This is a genomic window from Elioraea tepidiphila DSM 17972 (assembly GCF_000378465.1).
GTDB classification, from domain to species: Bacteria; Pseudomonadota; Alphaproteobacteria; order Acetobacterales; family Acetobacteraceae; genus Elioraea; species Elioraea tepidiphila.
The window spans coordinates 175,407-191,040 of sequence record NZ_KB899912.1 but is presented as its reverse complement, the minus strand read 5'-3'; the positions used below and the strand labels follow the sequence as shown (position 1 = coordinate 191,040).

Genomic DNA, 15,634 nt, shown 5'->3' with positions numbered 1-15,634 from the left:
GTGACGCGCATGATGAGAGGACTCGCCGTGCTGGCCCGGTCCGGACTTTGGTTCGGCGGCGCGCTGATCCTCCTCTCCGCGGTGCTGATCGGCATCGACGTGTTCCTGCGCAAGGTCTTCGTCGTGTCGATCGGCGGCGCGGACGAGCTCGCCGGCTACGCGCTCGCGATCGGCACGGTCTGGGCGCTCGGGGCGACGCTGCTCGACCGCGGGCATATCCGGATCGATTCGCTCTACATGCTGCTGCCGGCGCCGATCCGGATCGTGCTCGACTTCGTGGGCCTGATCCTGCTGGTCGGCTTCTTCGCCCTCGTGTTCTGGCATGGCCTCGGCGTGTTCGAGCAGTCCTGGGTGTCGCATTCGCGCAGCCAGTCCGCACTCGAAACCCCGCTCGTGATCCCGCAGGCGATCTGGCTGATCGGGCTCGCGATGTTCCTCCTGGTCGGCGCCGCCCTGTTCGTGGCAGCGCTCGGCCGGGTGGTCCGGGGCGACCGTGCCGGCGTGGCCGGGCTGATCGGCACGCGCTCGGCGGCCGAGGATGTCGCCGAGGAGGTCCGCGCCGCGGAGCGGCGGCGGTGACGGCGCGGCCACGATGATCCCCACCACCATCCTGATCCTGCTCGGCCTGCTCGGCGCCGGCATCCCCGTGGCGGCGGCGCTCGGCGTGCTGGGACTGGCCCTGGGCGAGATCTACGCGCGCTTCCCGCTGCACCTCGCGATGGGCGAGATGGCGTGGGCGACCTCGAACTCGTTCCTGCTGGTCGCGATCCCGTTCTTCGTGCTGCTCGGCGAGATCCTGCTGCGCTCGGGGTCGGCCGAGCGGATGTATGCCGCCCTGGTGCAGTGGGTGCCGTGGCTGCCGGGCGGGCTGATGCATTCCAACATCGCCGCCTGCGGCCTGTTCGCCGCCACCTCGGGGTCGAGCGTCGCGACCGCCGCGACGATCGGCACGGTGGCGATGGGCGAGATCGAGCGGCGCGGCTACAACGAGCGGCTGTTCCTCGGCACCATTGCCGCCGGCGGCACGCTCGGCATCCTGATCCCGCCTTCGATCAACATGATCGTCTATGGCGTGCTGACGGAGACCTCGATTCCCGCCCTCTATCTCGCGGGGCTGGTGCCGGGGATCCTGCTCGCGTCGCTGTTCAGCCTGACCGTGCTGATCGTCTGTCTCGTCCGGCCCGGGCTCGACGGCGAGCGCGTGCCGACGACCTGGGAAGGGCGCTGGCGGTCGCTGCCCGACCTGATCCCGCCGCTGTTCATCTTCCTCGCCGTGGTGGGTTCGATCTATGCGGGGCTCGCGACCGCGACCGAGGCGGCAGCGCTTGGCGTGCTCGCGGCGCTGCTGGTCGCGGCCTGGAAGCGGCGGCTGACCTGGGGTGTGCTCCGTGAATCGCTCGAAGGCACGATGCGCACCACCGCGATGATCATGGCGATCCTGATCGCCGCCTATTTCCTGAACTTCGTGATCACCTCGATCGGGCTGACCGCGATGGTCAACCGCAGCATCACCGCGCTCGGCCTCGGTCGGTTCGAGCTGCTGCTCGTCGTCATCGGGTTCTACCTCGTGCTCGGCATGTTCATGGAGACGCTGTCGATGATGGTCGCGACCGTGCCCATCATCGTGCCGGTGCTGGTGCGCACGGGGTATGATCCGGTCTGGCTCGGCGTGCTGATCGTGCTCTTGATGGAGACGGCGATGATCACGCCGCCGATCGGCATCAACCTCTACGTGGTGCAGGGCCTGCGCAAGCGCGGCCGGATCGACGACGTGATGATCGGCGCGGCCCCCTTCGTGCTGACCCTGATCGCGATGATCGCGCTCCTGGTGGTCTGGCCCGACATCGCGCTCTGGCTGCCGCGCACCGCGCGGGGATAGGGAGCTACCGCTCGATCAGGACGTTGCTCGCGTCGTCGAGCCGCGCGCGCCAGCCCGGCAGCACCAGGCAGGTGGCGTCGTACTCCTCGACGATCAGCGGCCCTGTCCGCTCGGCGGCGAGATCGGCGCGGCGCAGCACGGGCGTCTCGATCCAGCCGGTTGCGGTGCCGAAATAGGCGCGTCGCGGCGCGATCGCCCCCTCGCTGCGCGCGGGCGTGGTGTGTTCCGGCAGGCGGCCGTTCGCGCGCAGCCCGTGCCCGACCACCTGGATCGAGACGAGCTCGACCGGCTCCTCCGCGCCGGCGCGATGGCCGTAGGTGCGTTCGTGCTCGACGCCGAACGCCTCCTCCAGATCGCGCAGCGCGGCCGCGTCGAGCGGCCCGTCGGGCACGGGCACGGTGAGGTCGAAGCTCTGGCCGTGATAGTGCAGCGCGGCCGCACGCGTCACCCGTGCGGTGGGTGCCGTGAATCCCTCCGCCGCGAGTTGCGCGCGCGCCTGGGCGGCGAGCGCGTCCCACGCCGCGTTCAGTTCCGCGAGATCGAGCGCGCGGGTGAGCCGACGGAAGCTGCGCGCGTAATGATGCTCGGTGTCGGCGTAGAGCAGGCCGAAGGACGAGAACAGCCCGGGCGAGGGCGGCACGACGATCCGCCGCATGCCGAGTTGTTCGGCCATGCCGCAGGCGAAGAGGGGACCGTTGCCGCCGAAGGCGAACAGCGCGAAGCCGCGCGGATCGCGCCCACGTTCCGTCGAGACGGCGCGGATCGCGCGGATCATGTTCGAGGCCGCGATCAGATGCGCCCCGTGCGCGGCGCGCGCGAGCTCAAGCCCGAGCGGACGCGCGACCTTGTCCTCGAATACGGACGCCGCACGCGCCGCGTTCAGCGTCACCGCACCGCCGACGAGGTGATGCGGATTGAGGTAGCCGAGGATCACGTTCGCATCCGTGATCGTCGGCGCGGTGCCGCCCCGGTCGTAGCAGACCGGCCCCGGCACGGCGCCCGCGCTCTCGGGGCCCACCTGCACCCCGCCGGCGGCATCGACGCGCACCAGCGAGCCGCCGCCGGCGCCCACTTCCGCGAGGTCGATCGCCGGCACCTTCAGAAGATAGCCCGCGCCCGTGAGCAGTCGCGATCCGACCATGATGCCGGTCCCGACCGAGTATTCGGCGGCGCGCGCGACATGCCCGCCCTCGACGGTCGCGGCCTTCGCGGTGGTGCCGCCCATGTCGAAGGTGATGATGTCGGGCAGGTCCTTCGCGCGCGCGAGCGCCTGCGCGCCGATCACGCCGCCGGCGGGGCCAGACTCGATGATGTGCATCGGCCGGGCGGCCGCCGCCTCGGAGGCCATCAGCCCGCCATTGGACTGCATCAGCAACAGCCGCGCCGGCACGCCCGCGCTGTCGAGCCCGCTGCGCAGCGCGCGCAGGTAGCGCGCGACGATCGGCATCACATAGGCGTTGATCACCGTGGTCGAGGTGCGCTCGTACTCCTTGATCTCGGGCAGCACCTCGGACGAGACCGAGAGCGGCAGATCGGGTGCCAGGCGGCGCACGATCCCGGCGAGCAGCGTCTCGTGCGCGGGATTGGCGTAGGCGTGCAGCAGGCAGATCGCGATCGCCTCGACGCCCTCGTCGATCAGGTCGCGCACCACGGCCTCGGCCTCGGCCGGATCGAGCGGCCGCTCGACGCGCCCGCGGGCATCGACGCGCTCATCCACCACGCGGCGCAGCCGGCGCTCGACCAGGGGGGGCGGCTTCTCCCAGGCGATGTCGTAGAGCCGCGGCATGCGCAGCGTGCGGATCTCCAGCACGTCGCGGAAGCCCTTGGTGGTGATCAGCCCGGTGCGCGCACCCTTGTGCTCCAGGATCGCGTTGGACGCGACCGTGGTGCCGTGCCTGATCTCCTCGATCGTACCGCCGGCGATGCCGGTCTCGGCGAAGAGCTGGCCCAGGCCCTCGACGATCGCGCGCGCATAGTCGCCGACGCTGGAGGAGATCTTCTTCGTGTGCACGGTGCCGTCGGCGCCGAGCAGCACGATGTCGGTGAAGGTGCCGCCGATATCGACACCGACGCGCCAGGTCGTGACCATGCCCGTCACTCCGCCGCCCGGGGCAGCGGATCGGTGCGTTGCACCTTGGGTGGCGCCTGCCAGCCGCGCCGCGCACGCAGCTCAGCGCGAAGGCGCGCGGTGGCCGCGGCATCGACGGCGCCGCCGGCGACCACCACACCGTAATCGGCGGCGGCCTTGGCGACCGAGAGCAGCTCGTTGCGCACGTCGCGCAGCACCAGCGCAGGGTCGCGTTCCAGCGGATCGCCCCAGCCGCCGCCACCGGCGAGCACGTGGCGGAACACCTCGCCGCGGCGGATGGTCATCGTGAGCTTGGAGGGCAGGGGTTCGGCCGCGCCATCCGGGTTCAGAACGTTCTCGGACGGCGCGCCGGGGCTGCCGCCGTAGAGGCCGAAGGGCCGGTGCACGCGCCGATCCGAGCGCACCTGCAACGTGCCCTCCGCCTCCAGGAAGCGGTAGTCGCGGCGGAACGGCACGCCGCCGCGGAACATCCCGGCACCCGCCCTGTCGGGCACGAACTCGTAGGCGAGGAGCTGGATCGGCTGCTCCGCCTCGGTCACCTCGACCGAGTGCGAGGCCATGTTGGCGAACATGTGGCTGTTGCCGTCCAGCCCGTCGGCCCAGGGACGCGCTCCCCAGGCGCCGCAGGTGAAGTCGACGTAGATGAACGGCCTGCGCTCGGCGTCCCACCCGCCGATCGAGATCCCCGTGTTGCCGCCGTCGCCGGCGGCGAAGACGCGGTCGGGGAGCATCATCGCGAGCGCGCCGAACACGCAGTCGGTCATGCGGAACCCGGTCAGCCCGCGCGCCGCGCAGGCGGCCGGCAGCACGCCGTTGCCGACCGTGCCGGGCGCGCAGATCACCTCGATCGCGCGGAACACGCCCTCGTTGTTCGGGATGCCCGCCGGCAGCACGGAGCGCACGGCGGTGTAGGAGGCGGCCTTGGTGAAGGAGAGCGTATTGTTGATCGCCCCCTTCACCTGCGGATTCGTGCCGGTCCAGTCCACCACCATGTGGCCGCCCTGCTTCCTCAGCGTGACGAACAGGCGGATCGGCTTGCCGACATCCACGCCGTCGTCGTCGATCCAGTCCTCGAACGACCATTCGCCGTCCGGCAGCTCGGCGAGCGCCGCGCGCGTCAGCCGCTCGGCATAGTCGATCACCTCCTCCATGTAGAAGGCGACGGTGTCAGGGCCGTAGCGGGCGACGAGCTCGGCGAACTGGGTCTCGGCGATATGGCAGGCGGCGAGCTGGGCGCGCAGGTCGCCGAACAGCCGCACCGGCAGGCGTACGTTGCGCTCGATGATCGCCATCAGCGTCTCGTTGCGCACGCCGCGGTCGTAGAGCTTGAGCGGCGGGATGCGCAGCCCCTCGGCGTAGATCTCGGTCGAGTCGGAGGCATTCGAGCCGGCGACGCGGCCGCCCACGTCGGTGTGGTGGCAGACGGTCGCGGCGAAGGCGAGGCGCCTGCCCTGGTGGTAGAGCGGCTTGAAGACGAAGATGTCGGGCAGGTGCATCCCGCCGTCGAACGGGTCGTTCAGGCAGTAGATGTCGCCCTCGTGCATCGAGTCGCCGAAATGGCGCATCACGCTTTCGAGCGCGGTCGGGATCGAGCCGAGATGTCCGGGCAGCGTCAGTCCCTGCGCCACCAGTCGCCCGTTCGCGTCGGCGAAGGCGGTCGAATAGTCCATGTTGTCCTTCAGCACGCCCGAATAGGTGGTGCGGAACACCGTCAGCGCCATCTCGTCGGCGATCGAGAAGATCGCGTTGCGGAAGAGCTCGAACGCGATCGGGTCGTGGCTGGCGGACATGGAGTGTGCGGGCCTCGTGCGCTGGGTGCGCGCGAGTGTCGGCGCAGATGCCGGGTGCCGCAAGCGGGGTGCGGATTGACCGGCCGCGCGCGCGTCTCCAGCATCGCGCGATGATGCCGGAGCCCGAACGCGCGTTGCTGTGCCACGTGCTGGAGACGCCAGGCGAGGCGATCCCCGCCGCCGCGCGCGATGCGGCGCGCGTGTTCATCCTCGACACGCTCGCGGTCGGCATCGCCGGCACGGCCCATGAGGATCAGCCTGGAATCATCGCCGCCGCGTCGCGCTGGGGCGCGGCCGGCGCGGCGACGGTCTGGGGCGAGGGCACGCGCCTGCCGGCCGCACAGGCAGCGTTCGTCAACGCGTTCCAGGCTCATGCGCTGGAGTTCGACGCGATCCACGAGCGGGCGGTGGTGCACGCGATGACGCCGACCCTCGCCGCGGCCCTCGCCGAGGCGGAGCGGCAGGGTGGCGTCAGCGGTGCGCGCCTCGTCTCGGCGGTGGTGTTCGGTCTGGAGCTCGCCTGCACGATCGGCGCGGCCTCGCGCGGGCCGATGCGGTTCTTCCGCCCCGCCACCGCCGGCATGTTCGGCGCCTATGGTGCGGTCGCGCGGCTGCGCGGCTTCGACCTCGCGAAGGGCGCGGCCGGGGCGGGACTGCTGCTCGGCCAGATCCCGGGAACGATGCAGGCGCATCACGAGGGCGGCATGGCGCTCGCGGTGCAGATGGGCTTCGCCGCTGGCGCCGGGCTGCGCGCCGCCGACCTCGCCGAGGCGGGCGCGCGCGGCCCCGAGGGGTGGCTGACCGGCGCGTCCGGGTTCCTGGCGATGACGGAGCCCGAGCACGATCTCGCACCGGGGCTCGCGGCGCTCGGGCGCACGTGGCAGGCGCAGGCGTTGTCGCACAAGCCGTTCCCGTCGGGTCGGCTCACGCATCCGGTGATCGACGGGCTGCAACGGTTGCGCGCGGGCGAGACGATCGATCCCGCATCGGTGCGCGAGGTGCGGCTCCATCTGCCGCCGCTGGCGATGCGTCTGGTGGGGCGCCCCTTGCGCGACGACCTGACGCCCAACTACGCGCGGCTCTGCCTGCCCTTCGTCGCGGCGACGACGCTGCGCTTCGGCACGGTCGGGCTCGCCGATTTCACGCCCGCGCGCCTGACCGATGCCGCGACGCTCGCGCTCGCCGGCAAGGTGCGGCTGATGGCGGACGACAACCCCGATCCGAACGCGGTCGTGCCGCAGACGATCGAAATCGAGCATGTGACGACCGCGCGCATCACCGTCGAGCACACGCTCGGCAGCCCGGCGAATCCGCTCCCGCGTGACGCGCAGATCGCGAAGGTGGCGGCTTGCCTCGCCGCCGCCCGCCGCCCGCGGGCGGATGTCGCTGCGCTCGTCGCCGCGGTCGAGACGCTCGACACCGCGCCCGACCTCGGCGCGCTCATGCGCGCCGCGTCGGGCTGAGGTTACGCCGCACGCATCAGCGCGGTCGTCTGCTCCACGAGGCGCGCGAGCCCGGCCTCGGGGGTGAGGTCGCCGCGCATGATCGAGGTCAGGATCTCCTGCTGCGCGCGGTGGATGCGCGGCCCGTTCGCGCCGTAATCCTCCCACGGCAGCGACCGGTCGGCCTGCAACGCGGCCGAACGCGCGTTCGGGTTCTGCTGGTAGTAGCTGCCGAGGAACTCCGGCCCGGCCGCGCGCAGATTGGTCGGAAGGTAGCCGGTCATCTCGACAGCGATCTTCTGCGCCAAGGGACCCGCGGAGAATTTCACGTACTCCCAGGCCGCGCGGCGCTTGGCCTCGTCGCGGGCCATGATCACTGCCGCGTTGCCGCCCGTGGGCACGCCGCCGTTCTGCTTGTCGGTGATCGGGAAGGGCGAGGTGCGCAGCGGGAAGCGCCCACCGACCAGCCCGGTGATCACCGAGAGCCGGGCGGGGCTGTCGAAGATGATGCCGATGCCGCCGGTGGCGAATTGCTGGCGGTTCTGGTCCGCGCCGATCAGTTCCATGCCGCATTCGGTGACGAAGCGCCGCGCGAGCCGCACCGCCGCGAGCCCGGCGGCATCACCGAAGGTGACGGTCTTGCCGTCCGCCGACAGCATCCGCCCGCCGCCCTGTTGAACCAGCGCCTGGAACAGCCAGTCGGAGTCGAAGCTGTTGATGTAGTAGGACACGCCCATCGCGTTCGGTGCGGCCCGCTTGATGCGCGCGCCGAGGGCGATCACCCCGTCCCAGGAGTCCGGGAACGCGTCCGGGTCGCCGCCGGCGCGCGCAACGAGTTCGGGGTTGTAGTAGGCGATCGGCGAGGAGGCGTTGAACGGCATGCCGAATTGCGTGCCGTCCACCTTGCCCAAGGCCAGCATGCGCGGGCTGAAGTTCTCGCTGGCCCAGGTGGCGCCCTCGGCGGCGATCAGCGGGCCGAGATCGATGATCTGGTTGCGCGCGGCCAGCGTGCGCGCGAGTTCGGGCAGGCGGTTGAAGCCGGAGAACGTCACGTCCGGGAGCTGGTTGGTCAGCGCGCCGCGCAGCAGCGCCTGGTGCAGCTCGTCGTAGTTCGGGATGATCTGGCGGAAGGCGATCCGGATGGTCGGGTTCGCCTTGGTGAACTCCTCGGCGATCGGCGCGAAGAACCGCGCGAAGGAGGGGTAGGCGTGCACGACGTCGAGCGTCACCGGCGCCTGCGCGGCCGCGCGCTCCGCGGGCAGGGTGGCGGCGAGCGTGGCAGCGCCGGTACCGGTCAGCAGTTGCTTGCGTGTCAGCATCGGAGTCTCTCCTTTCGAGTGTGCCGGTCAGCGAACCCCGGTCATGGTGATGCCGCGCACGAAGGCGCGGCGGGCAACGAGGAAGCCGACGATCATCGGCCCGGTGATCAGCGCCGCGGCCGCCATCAGCGCGCCATAGTTGCCGCCCGTCTCGGCATCGCGGAAGGCGAGGATGCCCAGTGCGGGGGTCGCGCGCTCGGACGAGGTGACGACGATCAGCGGCCAGTAGAGATCGTTCCAGTGTGCGACGACCGAGAACACCGAGAACGCGGCGATCGCCGGCAGTGCCGCAGGGGCCGCGATGCGCCAGACGATCTCGAACTCGCCCATGCCGTCGAGCCGGGCGGCCTGAAGGATCTCCTCCGGGTAGGTGCGGAAGAACTGGCGGAACAGGAACAGGCCGAACACGGTCAGGAAGAACGGCATCATCAGCGCGAAATAGGTGTCGAGCAGCCGCAGATTCGCGAGCGCGATGTAGAGCGGCAGGGCGGGCACCTGGATCGGGATGCAGAGCCCGAACAGCACCAGACCGAACAGCAGGCCGCGGCCGCGGAACGAGAGCCGCGCGAGCGCGTAGGCCGCCGGGATCGCGGTGAGCAACTGCACCGCGAGGATGCCGCCGCAGACGATCACGCCGTTCAGCATCGCGCGCGGCAGGTTGCTCGCCCCCAGCGCCTGGCCGTAGTTCTCGACCCCGGCGAAGCGCGACGGGATCGGATCGAACACCGCACCGAACACCTCCTCGGGCGGGCGGATCGAGGTGAGCAGCATCCACACGAAGGGCGCGGCCATCACCACGGCACCCGCGAGCAGCACGGCGTGCGACGCGATCCGGCCGATCAGGCGTCCCGGCCTCATGCCCCCGCCCTCATGCGTAGTGCACCTTGCGCTCGAGCACGCGCGCCTGGAGGATCGAGAGGCCGGCGAGGAACACCAGCAGCACCACTGTCATCGCGGCCGCGTAGCCCATGCGGAAGTACTGGAAGCCTTCCAGATAGAGGATGTAGAGCAGCGTCTCGGTCGAGCCGAGCGGGCCGCCGCGCGTCAGCACCACCACGGTGTCGAACACCTTGAACGCGGTGACGGTGGAGGTGACGGTGACGAACATCGTCGTCGGGCCCAGCAGCGGCCAGGTGACGCGGAGGAAGCGGTCGGCGCCGTAGCGCGCGCCGTCGAGCGCGGCCGCCTCGTAGAGCTCGCGCGGGATCGCCGACAGTCCGGCCAGGAACAGCACCATGTTGAAGCCGATCAGCTGCCAGATGCCGATCAGCGCCAGCGTGCCGAGGGCGAAATCGGGGTCGTTCAGCAGGTCGATCCGTCCGAAGCCGAGATCGGCGAGCAGCGGCGTCACCGGGCCGAGCGTGGGGTGCAGCATGAACTGCCAGACGGTGGCCATCGCCACCAGTGTGGAGGTGACGGGGAGAAAGTAGATCACCTCGTAGATCGTGCGTGTCCGGATGCGCGCGTGCACCAGCAGCGCCACACCGAGGCCGCCGAACACGGCCACCGGCAGCACGAAGGCGACGTAGAGGAAGGTGTTGCGCAAGCTGCGCTGGAACACGGGATCGGCGAACATCGCCGCGTAGTTGTCGAGCCCGATCATGCGCACCGCGATCGCGCCGAGCCGGTAGTCGGTCGCCGAGAGTGCGACCAGCACCGCGAGCGGGGCGAGCAGGATCACCACGATCAGCAGCAGGGCCGGGGCGGCGAAGATCGCGCCCCAGCGCGCCTCGGTGCGGGCCTGCGGCGAGCCGGGCGCGCGCGGGCTCATCTCACGCCACCCCGGCGAGGCGGCGCACGGCGATGCGCGCGCCGTCGGCGCCGAACAGATGCGTCCCCGCCGGTGCAACCGCGAGCGCGAGGTCTTCGCCGAGCAGTCCCGCCGCGGCGGCGGCATCGTGCTCGGCGGCGGTGATGCGCACGACCAGCGGCGCGTCTCCCGCGCCGGCGAGGGTGGCGTGCAGCATCCACTCCGCGCCCAGGTTCTCGGCGCGCTTCAGCCGCGCGCGCAGCACCGGCCCGTCGTGGCGCGCCGGCGCCGGATGCAGCGCCTCGGGCCGGATGCCGACGGTGACGCGCGTGCCCGCCGCCACCCCGGGCGCGATCGGCAGCCGCACCCCGTCGATGCGCACACCGCCCGTGCCGTCGGCCTCGCCTTCGAGCAGGTTGATCGGCGGCGAGCCGATGAAGCGCGCGACCGCGACCGTCGCCGGCCGGTCGTAGAGATCGGCGGGGGTGCCAAGCTGGAGGATGCGGCCCTGGTCCATCAGCGCGACCCGGCTCGACATCGTCATCGCCTCCACCTGGTCGTGGGTGACGTAGATGAAGGTGATGCCGAGGCGGGCGTGCAGCTCGGCGAGTTCGCTCCGCATGTGCACGCGCAACGCCGCGTCGAGATTGGACAGCGGCTCGTCCATCAGGAACACGCGCGGGCGGCGCACCATGGCGCGGCCCAGCGCCACGCGCTGGCGCTGCCCGCCCGAGAGCTGCGCGGGCTTGCGGTCGAGCAGATGGGCGATCTGCAGGGTCTCGGCGACCGCGCGCACCTCGGCCATGATGCCGCGCATCACGCGCGGCCGGCGCGGCGAGAGATGCCGGATCAGCGGCAGCCGCTCGGCGAGGGTGAGCCGGCGCATCTCCAGCGGGGTCGCCATGTTTCCCGCCACCGTCATGTGCGGGTAGAGCGCGTAGGACTGGAACACCATCGCAACGTCCCGCTCGTCGGGGCGCAAATGATCCACGCTCCGCCCGCCGATCGCGACCGAGCCGGCATCCGCGGTCTCGAGCCCGGCGATGATGCGCAAGAGCGTGGACTTGCCGCAGCCCGACGGGCCGACCAGGGTGAGGAACTCGCCGCCTTCGATCGCGAGGTCGATCGCCTCCAGCACGCGCGTCGGCCCGAACGATTTGGCGATGCCCGACAGCACCACGCCGTCCGCCAGCCTGCCCGAGTCCCTCACGCCCATGCACCCCTGCGACGCCGTGGCCCTATAGCGATGCTATCCCGGCCCGGCCCGTGATCGTTCGATGACAGCGCGCTCGCCATCGCGCAGCGCGCGGCGGATAATCTTGCCCGTGGTGGTGAGCGGCAGCGAGTCGACGAAAGCGATCTCGCGCGGGTATTCGTGCGCCGCGAGGCGGGTGCGCACGAAGCCCTGGATCTCGGCCGCGAGTGCCCTAGACGGCGCGATCCCCTCGCGCAGCACCACGAACGCCTTGACGATCTCGGTGCGCACCGCGTCGGGCTTGCCGATCGCCGCCGACATCAACACTGCGGGGTGGCGGTTCAGGCAGTCCTCGATCTCGCCCGGCCCGATCCGGTAGCCGGCGGAGGTGATCACGTCGTCGTCGCGGCCGACGAAGCGCAGGTAGCCGTCCTCGTCCACGGTGCCCTGATCGCCGGTGACCAGCCAGTCGGCCCGGAACTTGCGCGCGGTCGCGTCCGGATTGTTCCAGTAGCCGAGGAACATCACCGGGTCGGGGCGGCGGATCGCGATGTCGCCGAGCGCGCCGGGCGGCAGGCGCTCGCCCGCGGGACCGATCACCGCGACGTCGTGGCCCGGCACGGGCCGGCCCATGGAACCCGGGCGCACGGGATAGAGGCCGGCGCAGTTCGAGACCACCAGGTTGCACTCGGTCTGGCCGTAGAACTCGTTGATGGTCAGGCCGAAGGTGGCGCGGCCCCAGTCGAGCAGTTCCTCGCCCAGGGTTTCGCCGCCGGAAGCCACCGACCGCACGGCCAGGCCGGCAGGCGGCCGCGCCGCGCGCAGCATCCGAAGCGCGGTCGCCGGCATGAACACGTTGCGCACGCCGTGCCGCGCCATCAGGGCGAAGGCGGCGTCCGCGTCGAACTTCGCCATGCGGTGCGCCAGCACCGGCACGCCGTGGAACAGGCTCGGCAGCAGCACGTCGAGCAAACCGCCGATCCAGGCCCAGTCGGCCGGCGTCCAGAACAGGTCGCCCGGTCGGGGGAACAGCTCGTGCGGCAGCTCGACGCCGGGCAGGTGGCCGAGCAGCACGCGCTGGGCGTGCAGCGCGCCCTTGGGTGGGCCGGTCGTGCCGGAGGTGTAGATGATGATCGCCGGGTCGTCGGCGGACGTATCGGCGCAGGCGTGATCGGGCGAGGCGCGCGCCAGCAGGCGCGGCAGGTCCTCGGCGCCTGGGGCGGGACCATCGACCGACAGCACGCGGCCGAGTGCCGGCAGACCGTCCCGCAGCGCGTCGAGCTTGGCCGCACCCTCCTCGTCGGTGATCACCGCCGCGGCGCCGGAGTCGCCCAGCCGGTAGGCCAGCGCCTCGGGCCCGAACAGCACGAACAGCGGCACCGCGATCGCGCCGAGGCGGTAGGCGGCGAGATGCGCGACCGCCGCCTCCGGGCGCTGCGGCAGCAGGATGCCGACCCGGTCGCCACGGCCGATCCCGCCCGCGGCGAGCACGTTGGCAAGCCGGCACGAGGCCGCGTGCAGATCGTCGAAGCTCCAGCGCCGCACGCCCTCGGCGGCGAGATGGATCAGCGCCGTGCGGCCGGTCCCGTCGGCCCAGCGGTCGCAGCACGCCTCGGCGATGTTGAACCGCGCCGGGATCGTCCAGGCGAAGCGGGCGATCAGATCGGCGTAGTCGCTGGGTGCGGGCGGCAGCACGCGCGCGTATCCTCCCGGGGTCTTGCAGCGAAGCCCGGCAGACAAACCTATCCCGACGCGGAAGGACTGACGATGGCGAAGAGTGGCGAGAGCGGCGTCTTCGGCGCGATCCGCGACAAGCTGATCGCGAGGAAGCAGGACTGGGCGCGCGAGGGGCGGCTGCTGACCGGCGCGCATGGCACCCGCGAGGTGGACCGGCTGCCGCCCGGCCAGCGCCTGGTGCGCGACTGGCCCGTGCTCGATCTCGGCGTGCAGCCCGCGATTCCGCGCGAGACGTTCCGCCTGATCGTGGACGGCCTGGTCGAGACCCCGATGGTGCTGGACTGGGACGGGCTGATGGCGCTGCCGCAGTCGGAGGACGTGTCCGACATCCACTGCGTCACCGCCTGGAGCCGCTACGACAACCGCTGGTCGGGCGTGCGCGCCACCGACCTCCTCGCGGCGGTGAAGCCCAGGCCGGAGGCGCGGCACGTGCTGTTCCAGTCCTCCGACGGCTACACCACCAACGTGCCGATGCCCGCCTTCGCTGACGACGACGTGATGCTGGCGCATGGTTGGGATGGCGCACCCTTGGATCGTCGCCATGGCGGGCCGCTGCGCGTGGTCATCCCCAGGCTCTATTTCTGGAAGAGCGCGAAGTGGGTCCGCCGCATCACGTTCGCGGCCGAGGATCAGCCGGGCTTCTGGGAGACGCGCGGCTATCACAACCACGGCGATCCGTGGATGGAGGAGCGATATGGTTGACCGCATGCGGCGGGCCCTCGGCCTGGTTGGCGCTCTCGGCGTGGCGCTCGCGCCGTTCCGCCCGGACCCGGCCCTGGCGGCCGAGCATACGGCGTGGGACTTCAGCTTCGACTCGATCGAGGGCGGGCCGATGCCGCTCGCGCGATGGCGCGGCCGGCCGCTGCTGGTGGTGAACACGGCCTCGTTTTGCGGCTTCACCGGGCAGTATGCCGGGCTGCAGGCGCTGCACGAGCGCTACGAGGCGCGCGGCCTGGTCGTGATCGGCGTGCCCTCGAACGACTTCCGCCAGGAGCGCGAGGACAACGCCGCGATCAAGCAGTTCTGCGAGGTGGAGTTCGGCGTCGAGTTCCCGCTCGCGACCCTGAGCCGCGTGACCGGGCGCGACGCGCACCCGTTCTACCGCTGGGCGGCGGCCGCGTCCGGGCCGCCGCGCTGGAACTTCCACAAATACCTGGTGGACCGGGCGGGCAGGATCGCCGGCGCCTGGGGCTCGCGCACGACGCCCGACAGCCCCGAGCTGATCGGCGCGATCGAGGCCGCGCTCGCCGCTCCCGCGCCCTCAGCCTGAGCCGCGCGGCAGGAACGCGAGGGCCACGACGGCGAGGCTGGCCGAGGCGGCGATGCCGAGCGCCATGGTCCAGCCCTCGGCGTCCAGCGCCTGGGCGACCGCGAGTCCGCCGAAGGCGGCCGTGCCCCATTGCAGGAAGCCGAGCAGCGCCGAGGCGCGCCCCGCCATGTGCGGGAACGGCGCGACCGCGCCCGATTGCGCGTTCGGCTGGGCAAGTGCGAAGGCCACCATGTAGAGCACCATCGGCAGGGTGACAGTGGCGATCGAGGAGCCGAACAGCGCGAGTGCGGCCGGCCCGGACCAGCCGAAGGCCCCGCAGAGCCCGACGCCGAGATACAGCATCCGGCGCACGCCGAGACGCGGGCTGATCCGGCGGGCGAGCGCGCTGCCGGCGATGTAGCCAGCGACCGCGGCGGCGAACAGCAGACCGTAGCCTTGCGGCCCGAGGCCGAGCCCCGTCTGCGCCACATGCGACGAGCCCGAGATGAAGCAGAACAGCCCCGTGTAGGTGAAGGTCGCGATCGCCGCGTGGCTGAGAAAGCCGCGATGCCGCAGGAGCGCGGCATAGGCGGCGGCGAGCCGGGCCGGGTCGAGTGCGGTGCGGTCGAGCGCGGGCACGGTTTCGGGCAGGAACCGTGCGGCCGCCAGCGCGATCGCGCCCGCGAGCAGTGCGAGCAGCCAGAACGCCGCGCGCCAGCCGGCAAGCGCCACGACCAGCCCGCCCAGCACCGGCCCGGCCGCGGGTGCGAGCGCCATCAGCCCGGCGATGGTGGCGAACACGGCGGCCGCGCGGGGCGGATCGGTCGTATCACGCACGATCGCGCGCGCTACCACCGGGCCGCCGCAGGAGCCGACCGCCTGCACGACCCTGGCGGCCACCAGCCAGCCGAGGCTCGGCGCGAGCGCGCAGGCGAGGGTGGCGGCGAGATAGATCGTGAGCCCGACCGCCGTGGCGGGGCGGCGGCCGAACCTGTCGGCGAGGGGCCCGTAGAGGAGCTGGGCGGGGGCGAAGCCGAGCAGGAAGCCCGAGAGCGTCCACTGCACGCCGGCCGCGTCCGTGCCGAAGGCGGCGGCGATGGCCGGCAGCGCGGGCAGGTAGAGATCGGTCGACAGCGGGCCGAGCGAGACGAGCGCCGCAAGCAGCGAGACTGGTGGCGTCACGG

General features: G+C 71.8%; 13 protein-coding genes. 5 read left to right on the top strand and 8 right to left on the bottom strand.

What is annotated here, in order from left to right:
- The first annotated feature begins 9 nt into the window (after nucleotides 1–9).
- Complete coding sequence (locus F563_RS0103905) at nucleotides 10–579, top strand: TRAP transporter small permease subunit (protein WP_245557095.1); 570 nt, start codon at nucleotides 10–12, stop codon at nucleotides 577–579.
- 13 nt (nucleotides 580–592) lie between these two features.
- Nucleotides 593–1,879: a TRAP transporter large permease gene (locus F563_RS0103900; RefSeq protein ID WP_026299308.1), complete on the top strand. Its 1,287-nt coding sequence runs from the start codon at nucleotides 593–595 to the stop codon at nucleotides 1,877–1,879.
- A 4-nt stretch (nucleotides 1,880–1,883) separates the two neighbouring features.
- Here F563_RS0103900 and F563_RS0103895 read toward each other — a convergent pair whose 3' ends face one another.
- Together F563_RS0103895 and F563_RS0103890 are read right to left on the bottom strand one after the other, a co-directional pair.
- Nucleotides 1,884–3,968, bottom strand: a complete 2,085-nt coding sequence (locus tag F563_RS0103895) for a hydantoinase/oxoprolinase family protein (RefSeq protein WP_019013336.1) — start codon at nucleotides 3,966–3,968, stop codon at nucleotides 1,884–1,886.
- Between the two features lie 5 nt (nucleotides 3,969–3,973).
- Complete coding sequence (locus F563_RS0103890) at nucleotides 3,974–5,758, bottom strand: hydantoinase B/oxoprolinase family protein (RefSeq protein ID WP_019013335.1); 1,785 nt, start codon at nucleotides 5,756–5,758, stop codon at nucleotides 3,974–3,976.
- A 113-nt stretch (nucleotides 5,759–5,871) separates the two neighbouring features.
- On the opposite strand from F563_RS0103890, the gene F563_RS0103885 reads away from it, so the two are divergent.
- Complete coding sequence (locus F563_RS0103885; RefSeq protein WP_162140563.1) at nucleotides 5,872–7,221, top strand: MmgE/PrpD family protein; 1,350 nt, start codon at nucleotides 5,872–5,874, stop codon at nucleotides 7,219–7,221.
- A 2-nt stretch (nucleotides 7,222–7,223) separates the two neighbouring features.
- On the opposite strand, the gene F563_RS0103880 is transcribed toward F563_RS0103885, so the two are convergent.
- Genes F563_RS0103880 through F563_RS21475 form a run of 5 tightly spaced genes read right to left on the bottom strand, consistent with a single transcriptional unit; the run spans nucleotide 7,224 to nucleotide 13,159 of the window.
- Nucleotides 7,224–8,519 (bottom strand): ABC transporter substrate-binding protein, encoded by a 1,296-nt coding sequence (locus F563_RS0103880; protein WP_019013333.1) that lies wholly within the window; start codon nucleotides 8,517–8,519, stop codon nucleotides 7,224–7,226.
- A 27-nt stretch (nucleotides 8,520–8,546) separates the two neighbouring features.
- Nucleotides 8,547–9,377, bottom strand: a complete 831-nt coding sequence (locus F563_RS0103875) for a carbohydrate ABC transporter permease (RefSeq protein ID WP_019013332.1) — start codon at nucleotides 9,375–9,377, stop codon at nucleotides 8,547–8,549.
- Nucleotides 9,378–9,387: 10 nt separating this feature from the next.
- Nucleotides 9,388–10,290, bottom strand: coding sequence for a carbohydrate ABC transporter permease (locus F563_RS0103870; RefSeq protein ID WP_019013331.1), 903 nt, complete (start codon nucleotides 10,288–10,290; stop codon nucleotides 9,388–9,390).
- A 1-nt stretch (nucleotide 10,291) separates the two neighbouring features.
- Entirely contained in the window at nucleotides 10,292–11,485 is a 1,194-nt protein-coding gene (locus tag F563_RS0103865) for an ABC transporter ATP-binding protein (protein WP_019013330.1), read from the bottom strand.
- A gap of 33 nt (nucleotides 11,486–11,518) precedes the next feature.
- The gene (locus tag F563_RS21475; protein ID WP_019013329.1) at nucleotides 11,519–13,159 is read right to left on the bottom strand and encodes an acyl-CoA synthetase; all 1,641 of its coding nucleotides are present in this window, start codon (nucleotides 13,157–13,159) and stop codon (nucleotides 11,519–11,521) included.
- 72 nt (nucleotides 13,160–13,231) lie between these two features.
- Here F563_RS21475 and F563_RS0103855 point away from each other — a divergent pair, with 72 nt between their 5' ends.
- On the top strand, nucleotides 13,232–13,903 hold the full coding sequence (locus tag F563_RS0103855; protein ID WP_019013328.1) for a sulfite oxidase-like oxidoreductase: 672 nt from the start codon (nucleotides 13,232–13,234) through the stop codon (nucleotides 13,901–13,903).
- 4 nt (nucleotides 13,904–13,907) lie between these two features.
- Nucleotides 13,908–14,471, top strand: coding sequence for a glutathione peroxidase (locus tag F563_RS0103850; protein ID WP_019013327.1), 564 nt, complete (start codon nucleotides 13,908–13,910; stop codon nucleotides 14,469–14,471).
- Here F563_RS0103850 and F563_RS21470 read toward each other — a convergent pair.
- Nucleotides 14,463–15,632, bottom strand: a complete 1,170-nt coding sequence (locus tag F563_RS21470) for a multidrug effflux MFS transporter (protein WP_019013326.1) — start codon at nucleotides 15,630–15,632, stop codon at nucleotides 14,463–14,465. The genes F563_RS0103850 and F563_RS21470 overlap by 9 nt on opposite strands.
- Between the last annotated feature and the right edge of the window lie 2 nt (nucleotides 15,633–15,634).

Coding starts and splice junctions, on each gene's coding strand:
- F563_RS0103890 (WP_019013335.1), bottom strand. CDS start 5,758: ATGTCCGCCAGCCACGACCCGATCGCGTTCGAGCTCTTCCGCAACGCG.
- F563_RS0103875 (WP_019013332.1), bottom strand. CDS start 9,377: ATGAGGCCGGGACGCCTGATCGGCCGGATCGCGTCGCACGCCGTGCTG.
- F563_RS0103850 (WP_019013327.1), top strand. CDS start 13,908: ATGCGGCGGGCCCTCGGCCTGGTTGGCGCTCTCGGCGTGGCGCTCGCG.
- F563_RS0103895 (WP_019013336.1), bottom strand. CDS start 3,968: ATGGTCACGACCTGGCGCGTCGGTGTCGATATCGGCGGCACCTTCACC.
- F563_RS0103905 (WP_245557095.1), top strand. CDS start 10: ATGATGAGAGGACTCGCCGTGCTGGCCCGGTCCGGACTTTGGTTCGGC.
- F563_RS0103885 (WP_162140563.1), top strand. CDS start 5,872: ATGCCGGAGCCCGAACGCGCGTTGCTGTGCCACGTGCTGGAGACGCCA.
- F563_RS0103865 (WP_019013330.1), bottom strand. CDS start 11,485: ATGGGCGTGAGGGACTCGGGCAGGCTGGCGGACGGCGTGGTGCTGTCG.
- F563_RS0103900 (WP_026299308.1), top strand. CDS start 593: ATGATCCCCACCACCATCCTGATCCTGCTCGGCCTGCTCGGCGCCGGC.
- F563_RS0103870 (WP_019013331.1), bottom strand. CDS start 10,290: ATGAGCCCGCGCGCGCCCGGCTCGCCGCAGGCCCGCACCGAGGCGCGC.
- F563_RS0103880 (WP_019013333.1), bottom strand. CDS start 8,519: ATGCTGACACGCAAGCAACTGCTGACCGGTACCGGCGCTGCCACGCTC.
- F563_RS0103855 (WP_019013328.1), top strand. CDS start 13,232: ATGGCGAAGAGTGGCGAGAGCGGCGTCTTCGGCGCGATCCGCGACAAG.